The organism is Streptosporangium nondiastaticum (genome assembly GCF_003011965.1).
Lineage (GTDB): Bacteria > Actinomycetota > Actinomycetes > Streptomycetales > Streptomycetaceae > Streptomyces > Streptomyces nondiastaticus.
On record NZ_PXWG01000263.1, the window covers coordinates 1 to 3,596 of the forward strand.

The 3,596-nt window shown below is 72.5% G+C and carries 3 protein-coding genes; all 3 read right to left on the bottom strand.

Annotated elements, in window-relative coordinates; all coding sequences use genetic code 11:
* Nucleotides 1-149: 149 nt before the first annotated feature.
* The 3 genes from B7P34_RS35410 to melC1 all read right to left on the bottom strand — a co-directional run bounded on the left by B7P34_RS35410 (nt 150) and on the right by melC1 (nt 3,057).
* Nucleotides 150-1,541 (bottom strand): hypothetical protein, encoded by a 1,392-nt coding sequence (locus B7P34_RS35410; protein ID WP_223268580.1) that lies wholly within the window; start codon nt 1,539-1,541, stop codon nt 150-152.
* 234 nt (nt 1,542-1,775) lie between these two features.
* Nucleotides 1,776-2,597 carry a tyrosinase MelC2 gene (gene melC2 / locus B7P34_RS35415; RefSeq protein ID WP_106682226.1) on the bottom strand — a complete coding sequence of 274 codons (822 nt, stop codon included), beginning with the start codon at nt 2,595-2,597 and terminating at the stop codon, nt 1,776-1,778.
* A 61-nt stretch (nt 2,598-2,658) separates the two neighbouring features.
* Nucleotides 2,659-3,057, bottom strand: a complete 399-nt coding sequence (gene melC1, locus B7P34_RS35420; protein ID WP_106682227.1) for an apotyrosinase chaperone MelC1 — start codon at nt 3,055-3,057, stop codon at nt 2,659-2,661.
* Nucleotides 3,058-3,596: the final 539 nt, after the last annotated feature.

The following is a 3,596-nucleotide window of genomic DNA, read 5'->3' on the forward strand; positions in this document are numbered from 1 at the left end:
GGCGGGCCCGTCACCTGCGGGCAGCACGGCCGCGGCCACGGCGGCGAGGGCGCACGCGGCGGCCGCCAAAGCCGCGGGCCGGGACCGCATCCGCAGCCGCCGTGCCGTCCGGGTCTCTCTCACGGATTCCCCCCTCCGTCGCACCGGCCTCACCGGTACTCCGACAGCCTGCGCCCGATGCCGGCCACCGCGCCGGCCGCCCCGAGGACGGTCAGCACGGCCGCTCCGGCGGCCAGGCCCGAGAACGCGCCGCGCCCGTCGTCGGCCGCCCGGCGGAACTCGTCCTGCTCGTAGCCGAGGGCGCGCTCCAGTTCGCTGTCCACCAGGTCGAAGGACGCGCGGGTGCTGTCCTTCTCGCCGATCACCTTCTGCAGGGCGTCCTTGTAGTCGCCGCGGTCGTCGGCGAGCGCCCGCACCTCGCCGTGGCGCTGCTGCCACGTGCGGACGCTCTTGATGGCGGCGTCGACCGGCGCGCGGCCCTCGGTGTCGTCGGCGAGGGCGAGGGCGCGGTCCAGCAGGCTGCCTTCGCGGGCCGGGCCCTTGTCGCCGCCGATGAGCCGGGCCATGCCGGAGCGGTAGTTGGTCTCGTACTGGTCGTCGCCGTTCTTCGTGAGCACGGCGCCGCGGGCGACCATCGTGAGGTTCTCGTCGCCGCGGGCCTGGAGCGAGCCGATCCGGGCCTCGGTCAGCGCCTCCAGGGACCGCGCGCCGTGGGCGTAGGAGCTCTCCAGGCCGGAGCGGGCCACGGCGTGCCCGGCGGCCAGCCACAGCAGGACGACGGCGGTGGCCGCGGTGGCCGCCAGCAGGCCGTGGTTGAAGACCCGGTTGGTGCGCAGGTAGTTGCGCCGCTGGGCCCAGGCCAGCGCGCCGAGCGCGACGACGCCGAGGGCCAGGGCGGCCCACGGCCGGGCCTCGGCGTCGTCGTAGTCCGAGCCGAGGCGGCCCGTCTCGGCCTCGTACAGGCCGCGGGCGGCGGGCAGCAGTTCTTCGCGCATCCGGTCGCCCGCGTAGCGCAGGTAGGCGCCGCCGAGCGGCAGGCCCTGGCGGTTGTCGGCGCGGGCGGCCTCCACGAGGCCGGTGTAGCGCGGCAGTCCTTCGTTGAGCGCGGCTATCCTGCTGCGGGCCGCGTCCGAGGCCTCGCCGGCGGCCGCGGCCTTGACGAGCAGCCGCGAGGCGAGCGCGATGTCCTTCTCGTAGCGCTGCCGGACCTCGCGCGGCTCCTGGCCGCCCGAGAGGAAGCCGCTCGCGGCCGTGGTGTCGGCGTCCGCGAGCGAGCGGTAGATGGCGGCGGCGTCGGCGCTCAGCGGCTGGCTGGTGTCCACGACGGCGTCGGCCGCCGTGGCTCTGGACGCGACCTGCCAGGCGGTGACCGCCCCGAACGCCACGAGGATCAGGGCCAGGACGGCGCCGATGGCGCGCAGCCGGCCGGGCTCGGTGACGGCCGCGGCCCGCACGCGGTCGAGCGCCTCGCGCCAGGCCGGGACGGCGGCGCTGCGGCCGGACGCTCCTGGCGTTCCCCCCGCCGGCTGCGGCTGTGACACGTGACCTCCCCCTCGGTCGCTGAGGGCGGCCCGCCGGCCGGTGCGCCGGTGACAGGTGCCCCGGCCAGCAGTATGGCCGCAAGGACTGACAAAAACACCGGTGCGGGACCGATCTTGTGTGCGGTCGCGCTCTTCACCGGGGCCCGCGGCGGCCCTCGTTCCCCATCACGCCCGCCGGCCCGGTGCGGTTCCCCGCACCGGGCCGGACGTGGTGCGCCTGTGGCGCGGGGTGCCTTACGCGTACGTGTAGTACGCGCTGTGGTCGAGCATCTGGGCCGGGGTGACGTTGTTCCACGGGCGCATGGTGTCGTTGAGGTCGACGACGTTCGTGGTGCCGGCGGCCGGCAGGTAGGCCGAGGCCGGGTGCATGCGCTGCCAGTCGGACCACAGCTTGTCGATGTGGGCGTGGTGCAGCCAGAAGACCGGGTCGTTGGGGGAGACGCCGGTGGCCATCTGGCCGCCCATCCACACGTGGACGTTGTTGTGGACGCGGCCGGCGCCGCGCCAGCCCTCCAGGTAGTTGCGGAAGCTGCCCTCGGAGGCGCTGTTCCACGGGGCCGTGTCGTAGACGGGCATGGCGAGGACGGCGTCCACCTGGGCGCGGGTGGGCAGCGTGCCCGCGGCGCCCATCTCGCGCTGCAGGAAGGGACGGTTGTCCACGCTGACGTTGATGTTCCACTTGCCCGTGGAGTAGGCGAAGGGGCCGGTGGTGACCTGCGCGTCACGGCTGCGGCCGTTGCCGCCCATGAAGTCGGCGCCGAAGATCGAGGCGTTGGCCGTGCGGTCGGCGGTCCAGTCCCAGTAGGGGAGCGTCACCGAGGAGTCGACCTTCTGCAGCTCCTGCTCGAACTGGATCAGGAAGCGGCGGTGCCAGGGCAGGAAGGAGGGGGAGCGGTGGCCGACGCGGTCGCTGTCGTCGCGGTCGCTCATGATGAACTCGTTGTGCGTTCTGACGAAGCCGTCGTAGACGCCGGTGCGCTTGAGCTCCAGCACGGCGTTGACGAAGTTGCGCTTCTCGGTGGCGGTCAGGTTCGCCTGGTTCTTGCGCACTGCCATGGGGTTCGTGTCCTCGTGAGTGAGAAGTGTGGGTCGGTGGGGTGCGTGCGGCAGTGGCCGGTCAGTTCATCGCGATCGGGACGAGCGTCGCGCCGCGGAGGGCGTCGACGGCGGCGCGGGTGAGCGAGAGCGGCTCGTCGAAGACCTGGTAGTGGTTGATCACGCTGATCCAGGTGCCGTCGGCGTTCTGCATGACGTGCAGTTCCTGGCCGTCGATCGTGACGGCGAAGCCGCCGTGGTGGGCCTCGTGGCCGCTCGTCGCGGGCTTGCCGACGATGCGGCGGCCCTTGTAGACCTCGTCGAACGCCGCGGGCCCGGTGCCGTGGCCGCCGTGACCGGTGTGGTCCATGGTGTGGCCGGTGTGGTCGGCCGCCTGGGCGCCGGTGGCGAGCAGCGCCACGCCGGCGGCAGCAGCGGCGGTTCCTCTGAGCACAACGCGTCGGCTGACGTTGGACGACATGGTCGGTCCCCCTCGGGTAACGCGCCGACAAGGCGCGGAATGGACGATCAGTGGCGGAAGTCGTCACGAATGCAGCCGTAAATCCCTTTTGATGACGGTTGCTTGTTGTATTTCGTGATCAATCCGTGCGGGGCGGACTCTCGCATGATCCGGAAGGGGGAGGAAAACGGTTGGCCGGTTTTGGGACATTAGGTAAATGAATGGTCAACCAGTGCCCGAGGGAGGAATTTCCGGCTCGTGACGTTGTTGACGCCGAGTCAGGAAACTTGACGGCCGCGAGGGGGTCCGCCGAAAGATCTTCCTGTGAGGGGTGTGGTGTGGTGACGTCTCTCACGATGTGAACATGACGTGAAGAATGCGGCGGTACGGCGGATTCCGGCCGGGATCGCCCGCTCTCCGCGCCCCCGCGCGGCGCAGGCCCCGCCCTACGAGCAGTGCAGGCCCCGCCCTACGCGTAGTGCGCGCGCAGCCGCGCGTACGCCGCCGCCGGGGCCCCCGCCCGGTCCAGCGCCAGCAGCGCCGCGCCCAGCACCGGCGGC